General features: G+C 70.6%; 12 protein-coding genes. 11 read left to right on the top strand and 1 reads right to left on the bottom strand.

What is annotated here, in order from left to right; genetic code table 11:
- Positions 1 to 358: 358 nt before the first annotated feature.
- A complete protein-coding gene (locus tag NQ706_RS01685; protein WP_165584042.1) occupies positions 359 to 532 on the bottom strand; it encodes a hypothetical protein in 174 nt (57 codons plus the stop codon).
- A 389-nt stretch (positions 533 to 921) separates the two neighbouring features.
- Here NQ706_RS01685 and map point away from each other — a divergent pair, with 389 nt between their 5' ends.
- The 11 genes from map (at position 922) to NQ706_RS01630 (ending at position 16004) form a co-directional block, all read left to right on the top strand.
- On the top strand, positions 922 to 1722 hold the full coding sequence (gene map, locus NQ706_RS01680) for a type I methionyl aminopeptidase (protein ID WP_038568842.1): 801 nt from the start codon (positions 922 to 924) through the stop codon (positions 1720 to 1722).
- Between the two features lie 10 nt (positions 1723 to 1732).
- Positions 1733 to 5011: an AAA family ATPase gene (locus NQ706_RS01675; RefSeq protein WP_404360254.1), complete on the top strand. Its 3279-nt coding sequence runs from the start codon at positions 1733 to 1735 to the stop codon at positions 5009 to 5011.
- Positions 4945 to 5403: an AAA family ATPase gene (locus NQ706_RS01670; protein WP_038568840.1), complete on the top strand. Its 459-nt coding sequence runs from the start codon at positions 4945 to 4947 to the stop codon at positions 5401 to 5403. The genes NQ706_RS01675 and NQ706_RS01670 overlap by 67 nt, the downstream gene beginning before the upstream one ends.
- Positions 5404 to 5580: 177 nt before the next feature.
- Positions 5581 to 5778 (top strand): hypothetical protein, encoded by a 198-nt coding sequence (locus NQ706_RS01665; protein WP_150112764.1) that lies wholly within the window; start codon positions 5581 to 5583, stop codon positions 5776 to 5778.
- A gap of 69 nt (positions 5779 to 5847) precedes the next feature.
- Entirely contained in the window at positions 5848 to 7116 is a 1269-nt protein-coding gene (gene ftsY / locus NQ706_RS01660; RefSeq protein WP_038568836.1) for a signal recognition particle-docking protein FtsY, read from the top strand.
- A 203-nt stretch (positions 7117 to 7319) separates the two neighbouring features.
- The gene (locus NQ706_RS01655) at positions 7320 to 8741 is read left to right on the top strand and encodes an ammonium transporter (protein ID WP_038568834.1); all 1422 of its coding nucleotides are present in this window, start codon (positions 7320 to 7322) and stop codon (positions 8739 to 8741) included.
- A complete protein-coding gene (locus NQ706_RS01650; RefSeq protein ID WP_006943278.1) occupies positions 8738 to 9076 on the top strand; it encodes a P-II family nitrogen regulator in 339 nt (112 codons plus the stop codon). Before NQ706_RS01655 ends, NQ706_RS01650 begins: the two co-directional genes overlap by 4 nt.
- A 272-nt stretch (positions 9077 to 9348) precedes the next feature.
- The gene (locus NQ706_RS01645; RefSeq protein WP_038568832.1) at positions 9349 to 11952 is read left to right on the top strand and encodes a [protein-PII] uridylyltransferase; all 2604 of its coding nucleotides are present in this window, start codon (positions 9349 to 9351) and stop codon (positions 11950 to 11952) included.
- 295 nt (positions 11953 to 12247) lie between these two features.
- A complete protein-coding gene (gene ffh, locus NQ706_RS01640) occupies positions 12248 to 13864 on the top strand; it encodes a signal recognition particle protein (protein WP_006944856.1) in 1617 nt (538 codons plus the stop codon).
- A 114-nt stretch (positions 13865 to 13978) separates the two neighbouring features.
- Positions 13979 to 15070, top strand: coding sequence for an amidohydrolase family protein (locus NQ706_RS01635; protein ID WP_038568829.1), 1092 nt, complete (start codon positions 13979 to 13981; stop codon positions 15068 to 15070).
- Between the two features lie 10 nt (positions 15071 to 15080).
- Complete coding sequence (locus NQ706_RS01630) at positions 15081 to 16004, top strand: GNAT family N-acetyltransferase (RefSeq protein ID WP_051805995.1); 924 nt, start codon at positions 15081 to 15083, stop codon at positions 16002 to 16004.
- The last annotated feature ends 224 nt before the right edge of the window (positions 16005 to 16228 follow it).

The following is a 16228-nucleotide window of genomic DNA, read 5'->3' as shown; positions in this document are numbered from 1 at the left end:
CGTGCCCTCGTTGTCGATGATCGCGCAGCGCAAGCTTGGCAGCGCTCTGCCCCGCGGGGCGCACGTGGAACGAGGCGGGCCGAAATGCGGCGCTCGACCTTCTCACGTCGGGCGCTACCGCTGAGCTCCGCGGATCCGAGAGGTCACGATTGACGGCTCGGCTCCGCCGGATGACGGCGCGTCAGATCGCCCATGCGAGTGGGGGACTCGGATCGTGGGCGAGGTATCGGTCCGATGCCCCCTGGACATCGACCCGATCGGCCCGAGTCGTGCTGACCTGCATCAGCTCGGTGTCGTCGGAAAGGGGAGCTGGCTGCGCTTCGGTCGCGTCGTCGATCTCGATGAATTCGAGTACGCCTCAGACGTGCGCGTAGACGTGAACGGGAAAGTCGGGGTGGTCGAACGACCCGTGCGCGATGATCGCATCGCGCGCACACTCATCGACACGTATCTGCTCGGGGACGCTCGCGTGAGCGCCGCCGCCGGCCGCGCGATCGAGGAGCGTGCTCGTGCTCTGCGACCCCTTCGACACGCTCGAAGCCGTGGCTGGTGGTGGAGATCAGGGTTTGTTCGTACGGCGAAGCCGCGCGGGCCGTTCAGAGCATCGGCTTCGATCTCCAGGAGCCCCTCGACGTTCGCGCACCTGTCCATCGGTTCGTTCGTGCTGACGGTGCGGTGATCGACCTCATGGTTGCCGACCGTGAGAGTCGCCCACCGGTCTACCGGGGGAGGCGAGTGGTGGACGTTCCGGTTTCAGCTCCGGCCATGAAACGAACCACTGATCACACCCTCCCCACCGGCACGCGGGTTCGTCTGCAGTCGTCATCCTGGTCGTCGCGACGGGCCGCCGCGACACGATCGACCGCTGATGCTTCGCGAGGCTCGACGGTGTCCGGGCGCGGGCTGCACTACCGTAGTCGGGTGATCGAACTGCGTACGCCCCGAGAGATCGACGAGATGAAGCCCGCCGGGGCGTTCGTCGCATCCGTCCTGACCGCCCTGCGCGAGGCCGCCGACGTCGGCGTCAACCTGCTCGAACTCGACGCCCTGGCGCACCGCATGATCACCGACGCCGGTGGGGAGTCGTGCTACATCGACTACCACCCGAGCTTCGGCGCGAGCGCGTTCGGCAAGGTGCTGTGCACGAGCGTCAACGACGCCGTCCTGCACGGCCTGCCGCACGACTACGCCCTCAAGGACGGCGACCTGCTCAGCATCGACTTCGCCGCATCACTCGACCGCTGGGTGAGCGATTCGGCGATCTCCTTCGTCGTCGGCACGCCGCGCGAGGCCGACCTGCGCCTCATCGACACGACCGAGCGAGCCCTCGCCGCAGGGATTGCGGCCGCGCAGCCCGGCAACAAGCTCGGCGACATCTCGGCCGCCATCGCCGACGTCTGCGCAGGCGCCGGATACCGCGTCAACACGCAGTTCGGCGGCCACGGCGTCGGCCGCACGATGCACGGCGAACCGCACGTGCCCAACGACGGTCGTGCAGGCCGCGGCCTCAAGCTCAAGCCTGGCCTCGTCATCGCGATCGAGCCCTGGCTCATGGCGGGCACCGACCAGATCATCCAGGACCGGGACGGGTGGACGCTGCGCAGCGTCGACGGTTCCCGTGGCGCGCACTCCGAGCACACCGTCGCGATCACCGCCGAGGGCCCGCTCGTCCTCACGGCGCGCGACACGGCCGCCGCCGGCGCGCCGCAGCCGACGGCCTGAACCGCGCGCCGTGTACGTCAAGTCGCTGACCCTCAAGGGGTTCAAGTCGTTCGCGTCGGCGACGAACCTCGTCCTCGAACCGGGCATCACCTGCATCGTCGGTCCGAACGGTTCCGGCAAGAGCAACGTCGTCGACGCGCTCGCCTGGGTCATGGGCGAGGGCAGTGCCCGCAGCCTGCGCGGCGGCAAGATGGACGACGTCATCTTCGCCGGCACCTCCGGGCGCCAGCCGCTCGGGCGCGCCGAAGTGACGATGACGATCGACAACTCAGACGGCGCACTGCCGATCGACTACACCGAGGTGACGATCAGCCGCACCATGTTCCGCGGCGGCGGCTCCGAATACGCGATCAACCGCACGCCGTGCCGACTGCTCGACATCCAGGAGCTGCTGAGCGACTCCGGCATCGGCAAGGAGATGCACGTCATCGTCGGCCAGGGCCAGCTCGACGCGGTGCTGCGCGCGACGCCCGAGGAACGTCGCGGGTTCATCGAAGAAGCGGCCGGCGTGCTCAAGCACCGCCGTCGCAAGGAGAAGGCGCTGCGCAAGCTCGACGGCATGGAGGCCAACCTCACGCGCGTCGCCGACCTGACGGCCGAGGTTCGCCGCCAACTCGGGCCGCTGGGGCGCCAGGCCGAGACGGCGCGTCGGGCGCAAGCCATCCAGATGACGGTGCGTGACGCACGGCTGCGGCTGCTCGCCGACGACCTCGTCCAGCAGCGCGCGCGGCTCGAGGCCGACGTCGCGGACGAACAGGCGATGGTGCGGCGTCGCGCCGAACTCGACGACGCGGTGCGCGCCGCGAAGGCCGGCGTCGAGGAGATCGAGGCCGAGATGGCAGCCCGCGCTCCGGTGCTCGAACGGCTGCAGTCGCAGTGGTACGCGCTGTCGTCAGTGGAGGAGAAACTCGATTCGACGCGCCGGCTCGCCGCGGAACGAGCCACCTCGCTGACGGCGGCGCAGGACGAGACGCCCGGTTCGGGCCGGGATCCCGAGCAGCTGCGGCGTCAGGCCGAGCGGGTCCGGGGGGAAGAGCTGGAGCTGCAGGCCAAGGTCGAGCGAGCCCAGGAGGCGCTCGACGCCGCCGTCGAGGTGCGCGAGAAGGCTGAACGTGAACATCAGGTCGAGCAGCAGCGACTCGTGCGGATCGCGCGGGCAGCCGCAGATCGACGCGAGGGTCTGGCCAAGCTTCACGGTCAGGTCGAGGTTCGGCGTTCACGCGTGGAAGCAGGCGAGGCTGAACTCGCGCGGTTGCGCGCCAGCATCGGGGAGTCCGCGACGCGAGTGGCCGAGGCCCAGGAGGAGCTGGCGCCTCTCGAGGAGGCGCTGCGCGACGCGGAAGCCGCCGAAGCGGCGCTCAATGATGCCGCGGAGAAGCTGAGGGCGGATCACGCTGCCCTGCTCGAACGTCGTCGCGTGCTGCGCGACGAGCGCAATACTTCAGCCCAACGCCGCAGCGCCTCAGCCGCACGCGCGCAGGCGCTCGATGAGATGCTCGGTTCCGACACGGCGGGGCTCGAGAACCTCCCCGCCGAAGCGTCGGGCGTGCTCGGCGACGTCGTCAGCCGCCTCGAGGTGGAGCCAGGTCACGAAGCCGGCGTCTCGCTCGCTCTGGGGTGGGCTGCCGAGGCCCTGCTCGTCGACTCCCACACCGACGCCGCAGCTCTGCTGGCCGCCCTGCGAGCGCAGGACGGCGGCCGCGTCGCTCTCCTCGTCGCGGGAGACGCGCCGCACGACGTCACGACCCACGACTGGCCGACCCTTCCCGAGGGTGCCGTCTGGGTGCGCGACGTCGCGAGCGTACCGGCGACGATGCAGAGCGCGTTCGACGTCCTCGTCGACCGACTCGCGATCGTTCCCGACGCCGACAGCGCGCTCACGCTCGTCCACGCCGGTGCGTGGGCCGTCACCCTCGACGGGGACGTCTACGAACCCACCGCGGTGCGTGGCGGGGGCCGCCCTGGGCGCTCCCGCCTCGAGGTGCGCGCGGCGCACGAGCATGCCGTCCGGGACGCGGAGATCGCTGCCGACGCCGAGCAGAACGCAGAAAACGCCCTGGAAGCCCTGACGCAGCCACTCGCGGCCGCGCAGGACGCCGCGGACGATGCTGCGGCGGCGCTCGCCGAGAACGACGCGCGCATCGAGGAACTCATGGCGGCGCTCGCGCGTCACCATCAGGCGATCGCCGCGGCCTCCCACGAGCGTGACCGCATCAACGACTCGATCGAGCAGGCGAGCGTCGCGCTCGATGCGAACCGTGAAGAGCTCATGGAACTCGAGATGCGTCTCGACGAGGCGCAGGCCGAACCGGGTGAGAGCGAACCGTCCGTCGCCGAACGAGACCGTCTGGCGACGCTCGCCGCGACGGCGCGCGAGCAGGAGACCGAGCAACGTCTGACGCTTCGCACGCTTCAGGAAAGAGTCCGCGCGATCGCTGGGCGCGCTGAATCCCTCGAGGCCGCCGCACGCTCGGAGGTCGCCGCGCGCGAACGGGCGCAGGCGCGCCGCGTCCGACGTCGGGAGGCCGCAGCCCTGGCGCAGGCCGTCGAACGGGCCGCCGAACTGGCACGCGAGCAGGTGCGTCGCGCGCGCGATGAGGTGACCCGGGCGCGTGACGCCGAGCAGGCAAGCAAGGCGACTCGGGACGGGGCGTTGCGCACCGCCCGCGTCCGCCTGCAGGAATGCAGCGACCAACTGCGCGAGGTCACCGACTCCGTCCACCGCGACGAGATGGCGCGCGCTCAGCAGCGGCTGCGCATCGAGGCGCTGGAGACGAGGGCGGTCGAGGAACTCGGCATCGACCCTGATGTCCTCGTCGAAGAATTCGGGCCGCATCTGCCGGTGACGCTGTTCGAGGCCGGCGCCGGTATGACCGCCGGCGAGAAAGCCGGCACCCAGGCATCGTCGGGACGCGCTCCGTCAGGGCAGGGGAGCGAGTGCGACGACACAGACGGCGGCCCCCGACCGGCCCTGAGCCAGTCGCGAGCCGCCCGTTCGAGCGGGTCCTGGAGGAGAAGCGGCTGCGCACGGCCGAACGCGACCTCAAGCAGCTCGGCAAGGTCAATCCGCTGGCCCTCGAGGAGTACGCGGCCCTGGAGGAACGGCACACGTTCCTCAGCGAGCAGCTCGCCGACCTGCGCGGCTCGAAGAAGGACCTGCTGTCCATCGTCAGCGAGGTCGACGCGCGTGTCGAGCAGGTCTTCACCGAGGCGTTCCACGACGTGGCGCGCGAGTTCGAAGGCGTCTTCTCCCGCCTGTTCCCCGGCGGTGAAGGGCGGCTCGTTCTGACCGACCCCGAGAACATGCTGACGACGGGCCTCGACGTCGAAGCGCGCCCGCCGGGCAAACGCATCAAGCGGTTGTCGCTGCTTTCCGGCGGCGAGCGCTCCCTCGTCGCCGTTGCGCTGCTCGTGTCGATCTTCAAGGCGCGCCCGAGCCCGTTCTACATCATGGACGAGGTCGAGGCGGCCCTCGACGACGCGAACCTCGGCCGCCTCATCACGCTGTTCGAGGAGCTTCGTGACTCGAGCCAGCTCATCGTCATCACGCACCAGAAGCGGACGATGGAGGTCGCCGACGCCCTCTACGGCGTGACGATGCGCGGTGACGGCGTGACGACGGTGGTCTCACAGCGTCTCGCCGACGTGCGGGTCGCACCCGAGCCGGCCGAGGCGTCCTGACGGCGCCGCTGGCCGTTGTGCGACACGAGGGCCACCTGAGGCGCGTCGACTGGCGCCGTCAGGACGGTTCGGCGACAATCATGGCGGAGCAGGCCTCATGCGCTCGCTCCCACCCGACGTGCCATCCGCGCGTCACACCCACCCCTCGGAGGATTCGTGTTCTGGATCGTGCTCGGTATGACGCTGACCGTCGTTCTGGCGGCGTTCGTCGTCGGCATCGTCGCGCTGCCGGCGCGACGGGCGGGCCGTCCGGTGCTCACCACGCGTGGCGAGAAGCTCTTCCGTGTCGGTCACGCGCCAGCCGCCCCGCGCGCCGCGACGGCCAAGGACGGCGAGCGCGCGGCCGAGCGCGGCGGTCGGATCCGCCGCTCCTGATTCCCCAGCTGACGCGTGCCGTCGCCGCCTCGTTGGGCGGTTGTCGGTGCCGTTTGCAATGATGGCGGCGTGGATCAGCTCTGGGAAATTCTTGGTGTCGTCGCCGTAGCGCTCGTCGCCGCCGTCATGGGCCTCGTGGCCTTCGTCCGCGGCCGTTCGCGCAAGGCTCCGAAGGTTCCGGCGCGCGAGGAATCCGTCGAGATTCCGCGCACGCCACCGAAGAAGACGCAGTACACGCCGAGTTCGGGTGTGCGCATCGACACGTCGAAGTCGGCGGCGCCCGCCCCGGCGAAGCCCGCGCAGACCGACGTCGTCGACGCACCGCGCGACGAAGCGCCCGCCCCCGAGGTCGTCGAGCCCGCTGACGTCGTCGACGAGACGCCCGCGCCCGAACCGGCTGCGCTCGAGCGCCCCGAGTCGGCCCGTGGGCGCATGGTTCGCCTGCGTGAGCGACTGTCGCGCTCGAACACTGCGCTCGGCAAGGGCCTGCTCGCCATGCTGTCCGGCGGCAGCCTCGACGACGAGGCGTGGGAGGACGTCGAGGACACGTTGCTGCAGGCCGACCTGGGTGTCGAGGCGACGACGCAGATCGTCGACAACCTCAAACGCCGCATCGCCGTGCACGGTGCCACGGACGAGGAAACCGTCTCCGGCTGGTTGCACGAGGAACTGCTCGCGCAGGTCGGCCCCGACATGGATCGCCGCATCGCGGCGAGCCGCGTGGGCGATCGACCCGCCGTCGTCCTCGTCGTCGGCGTCAACGGCACGGGCAAGACGACGACCGTCGGCAAGCTCGCGCGCGTTCTGGTCGCCGAGGACAAGGACGTCATCCTCGGCGCGGCCGACACGTTCCGTGCCGCCGCAGCCGACCAGCTCGAGACGTGGGGCGCCCGCGTCGGCGTGCCCACCGTTCGCTCCGAGAAGGAGGGCGCCGACCCGGCCGCCGTCGCGTTCGACGCTGTCAAGGCCGGTCAGGAGAACGAGTGCGACGTCGTGCTGCTCGACACCGCGGGGCGCCTGCACAACAAGGTCGGCCTCATGGACGAGCTCGCCAAGATGAAGCGCGTCATCGAGAAGCGCAGTCCCATCGACGAGGTGCTGCTCGTCCTCGACGCGACGACCGGCCAGAACGGCATGCGTCAGGCCGAGGTGTTCGGCCAGGCGGTCGACGTCACGGGTGTCGTACTGACGAAGCTCGACGGCACCGCCAAGGGCGGCATCGTCGTCAACGTCCAGCGTGAGCTCGGCGTGCCCGTCAAGCTCGTCGGGCTCGGCGAGGGCCCCGACGACCTCGCGCCGTTCGACCCGGAGGCCTACGTCAACGCCGTGCTCGATTGAGCAGGCCTGTCTCGAGCCCCGCAGCGCCCACCCGCCGTCACGGCCGGTGGGCGCTCGTGCGTCCACGCTTCGACACGAAACGTCTCACATGGCGTGCATACCCTCAGGATGTGACCGCGATTTCACGTCAGCGCCGCATCCGAAACATGGGCGAAACATCGCGAGCCGCATGCTGAAACGTGGCGAGGGCAGGATCACTGAGCATGAACGCACACCTTCTGGCGGCAGAGGCCGCCCCGAAACTCGACTATGCGGCCACCGCATTCGTCCTCGTGTGCGCATCGCTCGTGCTCATGATGACGCCCGCGCTGGCGTTGTTCTACGGCGGGATGACGCGCTCCAAGTCGGTGCTCAACATGATGATGATGTCGTTCGGCGCCCTCGGCGTCGTCGGCATCATCTATGTGCTCTACGGCTACTCGATGTCGTTCGGCACCCACGACATCGCCGGGGTGATCGCGAACCCGGGTGACAAGTTCGGTCTGCACAACGTCGCCGACGTGTTCAACTCGTTCGGGTACGAGGGCTACGGAAACATCCCCGAGCTCGCGTTCGTGGGCTTCCAGCTCACCTTCGCGGGCCTGACGGTCGCGCTCATCTCCGGCGCCATCGCCGACCGTGTGAAGTTCTCGACGTGGCTCGTCTTCTCCGCGATCTGGGCGACGATCGTGTACTTCCCGATCGCGCACATGGTGTGGGGCGGCGGGTTCCTCGGCGGCACCGACCAGGGCGTCGCCGCGACGATGTTCGGTTCGACCGACGGCAAGGCCACGTTCGCACCGATCGACTTCGCGGGCGGCACCGTCGTCCACATCAACGCAGGCATGGCGGGCCTCGTCCTGGCCCTCATCGTCGGGCGCCGCGCCGGTTTCGGCCGCGTGCCCATGCGCCCCCACAACGTGCCGCTGACCATGCTCGGCGCCGGTCTGCTCTGGTTCGGCTGGTTCGGGTTCAACGCGGGTTCCGAGCTCGCCGCAGACGGTTCGGCCGCCCTCGTGTGGGTCAACACGGCCGCCGCGACGTGTGCGGCGATGATCGGTTGGCTCGCCGTCGAGAAGATCAAGGACGGTGAGGCGACATCGATCGGTGCCGCCTCCGGCGTCGTCGCCGGTCTCGTCGCGATCACCCCCGCCTGTGGTGCGCTCAGCCCCGTCGGCTCGCTCATCCTCGGCGCGGTCGCCGGCATCCTCAGCGCCCTGGCCGTCAGCCTGAAGTTCAAGTTCAACCTGGACGACTCGCTCGACGTCGTCGGCGTCCACCTCGTCTCCGGCCTGTGGGGCACGATCGGCGCCGGCCTGCTGTCGACGACGAACGGCCTGCTCTACGGCAAGGGCTACGAGCAGACGGTCGTGCAGATCGTCATCGCGCTCGGTTGCCTCGCGTTCACGGGCGTGCTCACCGCCGTCATCGGCCTCGCCCTCAAGGCGACGATGGGCTGGCGCATCGACCACGACGACGAGCTCGCAGGCATCGACTCCGCCGAGCACGCCGAATCCGCCTACGATTTCGGTGGGTTCGCCTCCGGTACCCGCGTCGGCCACGGCCTGCTGCCGTCCGGCCACGGCCCCCTCGGTGGCAGCACCACCGGCGCAGAACACAACGACCCGCGAGGAGTGCAGGCATGAAACTCGTCACCGCCATCATCAAGCCGTTCAAGCTCGACGACGTCAAGGAAGCCCTCGAGGCCTTCGGCATCGCCGGGATGACGGTGAGCGAGGTCAGCGGCTACGGCCGCCAGCGCGGCCACAGCGAGGTTTACCGCGGCGCCGAGTACAGCGTTGACTTCGTGCCGAAGCTGCGCATCGAGGTCGTCATCGACGACGCCGACGCGCCCGCCGTCGTCGACGCCGTCGTGCGTGCCGCGCAGACGGGACGCATCGGCGACGGCAAGGTGTGGACCGTTCCCGTCGACGACATCGTGCGCGTGCGCACCGGCGAGACCGGCGCTGCCGCGGTCTGAGCGCCTTTGGGACGTGAGCCTCGCCGACGTGGCGCACGAGTCCTCGTGGCCCGAGTGCCGACGGTGACGCTCGGCCGCCCCGGTTCGGTCGAGACCTTGAAGAACGCCGTCGCCGCCCGAGGACCTCCGGCCCGGCGTTCGTCGGCGTCCGTCCCGCTTCGTGAGGCGAACCACGCCGCGCGCCACGCCGTCGTAGTCGCCGTAGACGCACAACCCCAGCCATCGACGGCGCAGAACCCCCGCCCAGCCCTCCGAGAGAGGACGATGCAGCCATGAGCGCCGTGTCCGCCCACTACGCCGCACGTCTCGACCTCGCGCGCACGCGCGAGTTCGAGCAACCCGGCGCGGGCCCCGCACGTCGGGAGCGGCTCGCGGCGTCGGCCCATGCCTTCATGGCGCAGGCCTGGCGCGATGCGTGTGCGGCGACGGGGCTGCCCGAGCGTCAGAGCGGTGTGGCGCTCGCCGTCGTCGGCTCGCAGGCCCGGGGCGATGCGGGGCCGTTGAGCGATTACGACTTCGTCCTCCTGCACGACGGGCGCAGCGTAGGCTCGAAACGCATCACCGAGCTCGCGGACGCCCTGTGGTACCCGTTGTGGGATGCAGGGGTGCGCTTCGACCACTCCGTGCGCACGCTAGCGCAGTGCCGCCAGGCCGCGTCGTCAGACCTCGCCGCTGCGGTCGGCATGCTCGACATCGCGTCCGTGGCCGGTGACGGCGTCCTCGTCGCCGGGGTACGCCAGGCGATCGCCGCCGACTGGCGCGGTGCCGCGCGCAAGCGGCTGCCGGAGGTCGTCGAGTCGTTGCGGGCGCGGCACGCGCGGTTCGGTGACATCGCGACGACGCTCGATCCGGACCTCAAGGAATCCGGGGGAGGCCTGCGCGACCTCAGCCTCGTCGGCGCGCTGACGACGGCGTGGCTCGCCGACCCTCACCGCGCCAGCGCAGAACGCGCCCGAGCGCAATTGCTCGACGTGCGCGACGCGTTGCACGTCGTCACCGGGCGGGGGCGGGAGCGGCTCAGCCTGCAGGATCAGGACGCCGTCGCGGCGCTGCTCGGGTGCTCCGACAGCGACGAGTTGCTGACGCATGTCGTCGACGCGGCGCGCACGATCACGTACGTGACGGACGCGGCCGTGCGCGCGGCCGGCCAGTCGCAGCGAGCCCGGACGTTGCGCGTCGGGCCGCGCCGACCGTCGCTGACGCCGCTCGGGCACGGGTTGCACCTGCACGACGGCGAGGTCGTCCTCGGCGCGGGGCGCCGCGACGGCGGGCACCTGACGTTGCTGCGCGCCGCCGCTGCGGCAGCCTCGCGGGGTGCGCTCATCGGGCCGACGACCCTCGCGAACCTCGTCGCGAGCTGCGGGCCGCTGCCCGCCCCGTGGCCGCGAGAGATCCGGGAGGGTTTCGTGGGGTTCCTCGCGAGCGGGCCCGGCATCGTCGACGTGTGGGAGGGCCTCGATCTGAGCGGCATCGTCGACGTCTGGCTGCCCGAGTGGTCGACGGTGCGTTCGCGCCCGCAACGAAACGCGATCCACCAGTTCACCGTCGACCGACACAGCATCGAGGCCGTCGTCATCGCGGCGGGCCTGCGCGAGCACGTGGCACGGCCCGACCTGCTCCTCGTCGCCGCGCTGCTGCACGACATCGGCAAGGCCGCAGGCGCGCGTGACCACAGCGCGGAGGGCGCACCCGTCGCGCGCGCGATCTGCCAGCGCATGGGCTTCGATCGCGCCGACTGCGACCTCGTCGAACGTCTCGTGCGCGAACACCTCACGCTCGTCGATCTGGCGACGAAACGCGACCCCGACGACCCTGCGACCGTCAGGATGCTCTGCGAGGCGGCCGGCAGCGCCGAAGGCCTCGACCTGCTCGCCGCGCTGACGGAGGCCGACGCGCGAGCAGCCGGACCACAGGCATGGACGACGTGGCGCGCCGGCCTCGTGCGCGACCTCGCCGCGCGAGCACGCAGGCGGTTCGCGTCGGAGGAGACGGTCGCAGGCGTGCCCGCACCTGCCGCGACCTTCGAGGGTGCCTCGTCCCCCGACGCGTCGTCGCCCGGGGCGACGGCCGAGCAGCGGCCGTCCGAGGACGTGGCGACCGGACACGCCGGTTCTCCTCCTGCGGTCTCTCGACCCTCGAGTCGCGCCCCCGCGGCGTCAGCCCAGGCCCTGGACGAGACCGAGTCGGTCGCGGAAGGCGACGGGGTGCAGGCGCAGGTCGACGCTGGCAGCCCGTCGGGCATCGTGAGCGCGGACGAGCGAGGACGCGTCACAGCGGGGGAGGTGGTCGTCGAGATCGAGCCGCTGGAGGGCGTGAGCGGCGTCGTGACCGTCCGCATCATCGACGTCGACCGGCTCGGCCTCTTCGCCGACATGGCGGGCGTGCTCGGGCTGCGACGCACGTCCGTGCGGTCGGCGAACCTGCGGACGATCGACGGCCTCGCCGTCGACACGTGGGTCGTCGAGGTGCCGCACGGCGACGTGCCGCGCACGAGCGACCTGGCGCGGTCGCTGCGAACGTTGCGCGAGGGCGAGCGCCTGCCGCTGCGTGCCCTCGAGGCAGACGCGCGCCGTCGCGCTGCCGCGGGGCCGTCACGCGCGACGATGCCGCGGGCGTCCGCGTTCGTCGTCCCGGGTGCATCGCAGCACGCGACCGTCATCGAGGTGCGCGCCGCCGACCGTCTCGGATTGTTGTTCGACGTTGGGTCGGCATTCGCCGCCGAGCGGGTCTCCGTGCGCTCCGCGCACATCGCGACATATGCGGGACGCAGCGCCGACACCTTCTACGTCACGGACGAGCAGGGCTCGCCGCTGGCGCCGCCGCACGCGGCGCGCGTCATCGGCGCCGTGCTCGACGCCGTCGACACCGCCGGCTGACGCATCTCTTCGCTCGAACCGCTACCTCGAAGAACCCCGGCACCCGTCCCCATCTGCGAATCCCGTCCCCCTCTGCGAATCCCGTCCCCCTCTGCGAGTCTCGTCCACATCTGCATCTACGCCCATGTGGACGAGCATCGCAGATGGGGACAGTCGCCACGATGCGTCGTTCCTCGAGGGCATTCCCGCCGAGACCGAGCGTCGACATCGACGAACGCCGACGCGACGGGCTCGGCATCGGCTCCACTGCACGGTCGATCTGACGGGGCCGCATGGGAGCGGGTAATCTGGGCCGGTGTTCAATAGCCTCTCAGACCGCCTGACAGCGACCTTCGCCAACCTCAAGGGCAAGGGGCGTCTCACTGAGTCAGACATCAACGCGACCATCCGTGACATCCGGATGGCGTTGCTCGATGCCGACGTCGCGCTGCCCGTCGTCAAGCAGTTCACGCGGGGGGTGCGTGAGCGTGCGCTCGGTGCGGAGGTCAGCCAGGCGCTGAACCCCGGCCAGCAGGTCGTCAAGATCGTCAACGAGGAGCTCGTCGCGATCCTCGGCGGCCAGACGCGGTCGATCCAGTACGCGAAGACGGGCCCGACCGTCATCATGCTCGCCGGTCTGCAGGGTTCCGGTAAGACGACGTTCGCGGGCAAGCTCGCGCGTCGGCTGCGCGACGAGGGTCACTTCCCGGTGCTCGTCGCCGCCGACCTGCAGCGTCCGAACGCCGTGCGTCAGCTCGAGGTCGTCGGTGAGCGTGCGGGCGTGCCGGTGTTTGCGCCCGAGCGTGGCAACGAGGGTGGCCACGACGCGGTCTCGGAGACGGGCGAGGGCACACGCAGCCACGGCGACCCCGTCTGGGTTGCCCAGGCCGGTGTCGCACAGGCGAAGGTACGCCAGTACGACGTCGTCATCGTCGACACCGCGGGTCGTCTCGCTGTCGACGAGAACCTCATGCAGCAGGCCGCCGACATCCGTGAGGCGATCCAGCCGAACGAGGTGCTCTTCGTCATCGACGCGATGATCGGTCAGGCCGCCATCGAGACGGCGATCGCGTTCCAGGACGGCGTCGACTTCACGGGTGTCGTCCTGTCGAAGCTCGACGGTGACGCCCGCGGTGGTGCCGCCCTCTCGGTGGCCTCGGTGACGGGTCGCCCGATCATGTTCGCCTCGACGGGCGAGGGCGTGAAGGACATCGAGGTCTTCCACCCCGATCGCATGGCGAGCCGCATCCTCGACATGGGTGACGTGCTGACGCTCATCGAGCAGGCGGAGCGCGCGTTCGACAAGCGCCAGGCCGCCGAGATGGCGCGCAAGTTCATGGACGAGGAGGATTTCACGTTCGACGACTTCCTCCAGCAGATGTCGGCCATCAAGAAGATGGGCAACATCAAGGGCCTGCTCGGCATGATGCCGGGCATGGGTCAGATGCGTGACCAGCTCAACTCGCTCGACGAGCGCGAGTTCGACCGTGTCGAGGCCATCGTCCGCTCGATGACGCCGTTCGAACGCACGCACCCGAAGCAGATCAACGGTTCGCGACGCGCGCGCATCGCGCGAGGTTCGGGCGTCTCGGTCTCCGAGGTCAACCAGCTGCTGCAGCGTTTCGGCGAGGCGCAGAAGATGATGCGTCAGCTGAAGCGTGGCGGCGGCATGCCGGGCATGCCGGGCATGGGTGCGATGCCTGGTGGCGGCGGTGGCAAGAAGGCGAAGAGCCAGCCGAAGAAGAAGGGCAAGAGCGGCAACCCCGCCAAGCGTGCGCAGGAAGAGGCGGCCGCAGCGGCCAAGGCCGAAGCGGCGCGTGCGGCCGCGATGGAGAACGCCTTCGGCCAGATGAACGACGAGCCCGACTACTCGAACATGAAGCTGCCGAAGGGCTTCGAGAAGTTCCTCGGCCCGGGGGCGGACAAGGACTAACCGCGTCGGTCGTCCTTCGGCCCGGAGGAGTTGTGCAGGTTCGTGCGACCGGTATCGCGAACATGCACGACCTCTCGGGCGATCAGCGCCGACGTCGCGCGATAGTGTCGGTTCATGAATGGCGATGTGCTCCACCTCACCGGCTGCATCCTGGCCGGGCCTGACGATGAGGTAGGGGAGGCCTGGGTCGTCGACGGACGCATCACCTACGCGCGTCCCGAGACGAACCTCGACGACGCCGTCGAGCTCGACGGCTGGTTCCTGCCGGGGCTCGTCGACGCGCACTGCCACGTCGGGCTCGAGTCGCATGGGGGAGTGCCGCCCGAACGCGCCGAAGAGCATGCCCTCGCCGACCGCGCGGCCGGCGCGCTCCTGCTGCGCGACTGCGGCTCACCCGTCGACACGCACTGGATCGACGAACGTGACGACCTGCCCCGCATCGTCCGCGCCGGCCGCCACATCGCCCGCACCAAGCGCTACATCCGCAACTACGCCCACGAGATCGAGCCCGAAGATCTCGTCGCGTACGTGCGCCAGGAGGCGCGCCGCGGTGACGGCTGGGTCAAGCTCGTCGGCGACTGGATCGATCGCGACGCCGGCGACCTCACCCCGTGCTGGCCCGCAGAGGCACTGAAACCCGCCATCGACGCCGCCCACGCCGAGGGCGCGCGCGTCACCGCGCACTGCTTCGGCGAGCAGTCATTGTTCGACTTCGCGGACGCCGGCGTCGACTGCATCGAGCACGCGAGCGGCCTCACCGAGGAATCCATCGCACTGTTCGCCGAGCGCGACATCGCGATCGTCCCGACCCTCGTCAACCTCGACAACTTCCCGACGTTCGCCGCTGCCGGCGAGGCCAAGTTTCCCGCCTACGCTGCGCACATGCGCGACCTGCACGCCCGCCGGTACACCACGATCGGCGCGGCCCGCGACGCTGGCATCCGCATCTACGCCGGCACCGACGCGGGCGGTCAACTGCCGCACGGCCTCATCGCGAGCGAGGTCGCCGAGATGACGAACGCCGGGATGAGCAACAGCGAAGCACTCGCGACGGCGACGTGGGGCGCGCGCGAATGGCTCGGCCACGAACGCCTGACGGAGGGTGCGCCGGCCGACATCGTGATGCTCGACGCTGACCCGCGCGACGACGTGCGCGTCCTCGCCGCGCCGCGCCACGTCGTCCTGCGCGGACGCATCGTCGAATGAGGCCGAACGCATGAGCAGCGCCGAATTCCTCCACGCCAACGGCGAACGTGTCAGCGTCAGCGTTGCCCGGCGAGCCGACATCGAGCCCTACCGACGCGCGATGACGCGCTCCGCGGCACGCATCGGCTCGTGGAACCCCGTCAATCCGGGCGATCTCGTCCACCACCTCGCGGCGCAATCCGAGAAGCACCGCACCTTCCTCATCCGCGCCCATGACGACGTGCGCGCCCCGCACGACACGGCCGGTCTCGTCGGCTGCGTCAACGTGTCGAACGTCGTGCAGGGGCGGTTCATGAGCGCGACGATGGGGTACAACGCATTCGACCCGTACGTCGGGCAGGGGCTGTTCCGCGAAGGTCTCGCGCTCGTCGTCGACATCGCTCTGCGCCCCACCCCGTCGGGCATGGGCCTGCACCGCGTCGAGGCGAACGTGCGCACGGCCAACGCGACGTCGGCGGGCGTCCTGCGGTCGCTCGGTTTCAGACGCGAACGCACCGTCCGCCGCATGTTGTGGCTCGCCGACGGCCCGTCGGGCGCCAACGCCTGGCGCGATCACGACTCCTACGCGATCACCCGCGAAGAATGGCCGGCACGCGCCTACGCCGAGCATGACTCTCCGGCCGGCGTCATCGTCCTCGACCACGCGATCAGTGAACTGGTCGCCGTTGCGCTGGCGCGTGAGCTGACGGCGGTGGCCCTGTTCGGACTGCCTTACGCGGCGGCCCTCGACGTCGCTGCGTACGCCGGTGCGCCGATCGTGTGGTGCGCGGGTTCCTCAGCTGAGCGCGCCCTCGTCGATCTGACGGCTCGCGGCGTGCGCGCCGCGCGGCCCGATGACGTCACTGCCGCGCAACTGCGGAAACTCAACGACAGTCCCCACGATGCGCGAGCCTTCGTCCAGCAGGCGCTGAACTTGCGTCCGCGTCTCAGCTGACCACCGCTTCCAGCGTTCCCCGCCGAACCACACCGGACGTCGAGCCACGCTGAGGTCGCGCCACACCGAGCATGCTGCCGGGGGCGGCCCCCCCCGGGGGGGGGGGGGCGGGGGGGGGGGGGGGGGGCGGCGGCGGGGGGGGGGGGGGGGGCGGGGGGGGGGGGGGGGGGGGGGGGGGGGGGGGGGGCGGGGGCGGGCGCGGGGGGGGGGGGGGGGGCCGCCCC

The sequence above is a fragment of the Dermacoccus sp. BD5 genome, assembly GCF_044878485.1.
GTDB classification, from domain to species: Bacteria; Actinomycetota; Actinomycetes; order Actinomycetales; family Dermatophilaceae; genus Dermacoccus; species Dermacoccus nishinomiyaensis.
This window is presented reverse-complemented; position numbering and strand designations above follow the sequence as displayed.

Bases quoted from the DNA above. Each gene is read 5' to 3' on its own strand.
- NQ706_RS01665 (WP_150112764.1), top strand. From the start codon at position 5,581: ATGACGCTGACCGTCGTTCTGGCGGCGTTCGTCGTCGGCATCGTCGCG.
- NQ706_RS01650 (WP_006943278.1), top strand. From the start codon at position 8,738: ATGAAACTCGTCACCGCCATCATCAAGCCGTTCAAGCTCGACGACGTC.
- NQ706_RS01630 (WP_051805995.1), top strand. From the start codon at position 15,081: ATGAGCAGCGCCGAATTCCTCCACGCCAACGGCGAACGTGTCAGCGTC.
- NQ706_RS01645 (WP_038568832.1), top strand. From the start codon at position 9,349: ATGAGCGCCGTGTCCGCCCACTACGCCGCACGTCTCGACCTCGCGCGC.
- NQ706_RS01655 (WP_038568834.1), top strand. From the start codon at position 7,320: ATGAACGCACACCTTCTGGCGGCAGAGGCCGCCCCGAAACTCGACTAT.
- NQ706_RS01635 (WP_038568829.1), top strand. From the start codon at position 13,979: ATGAATGGCGATGTGCTCCACCTCACCGGCTGCATCCTGGCCGGGCCT.